Here is a 468-nt window from a genome sequence, read left to right on the forward strand (position 1 = left end):
TCATTGACTTTGATCAGAGGATCTGGGTAACGGATGGTGCGGGCGTCGTGTGTTACCAAGTGAGGGATTCCTTTCGTTCCTACCCAGGTCTTCCTCACTTTGCAGAGCTTGTACTTGGCCTCTTCAGCTGTAATACGGTGCACTGCAAATCGTCCCTTTGTATCATATACCAGACGGAAGTGTTCACCAGTTTTCTCAATGCTGATGACATCCATGAACCCAGCTGGATAGGTGATGTCTGTTCGGACCTTGCCATCGATCTTGATGAAGCGTTGCATGCAAATCTTTTTAACCTCATCCCCAGTCAAAGCATACTTGAGTCGATTCCTTAGAAAGATGATCAGAGGCAGACACTCGCGAAGCTTGTGGGGACCGGTGGATGGACGAGGAGCAAAGACACCGGTCAGCTTATCCAGCATCCAGTGCTTTGGCGCTGCCACGCGCTTCAAATGCTTCTTGGGTCCGCGA

The 468-nt window shown here is 50.2% G+C and carries 1 protein-coding gene; it reads right to left on the bottom strand.

What is annotated here, in order from left to right:
- On the bottom strand, positions 1 to 468 hold a 468-nt coding region (locus EUU22_RS23580), incomplete at both ends, for a S4 domain-containing protein (RefSeq protein WP_165351281.1).

Origin of the sequence: Ciceribacter ferrooxidans (assembly GCF_004137355.1) — a bacterium.
Taxonomy (GTDB): Bacteria; Pseudomonadota; Alphaproteobacteria; order Rhizobiales; family Rhizobiaceae; genus Allorhizobium; species Allorhizobium ferrooxidans.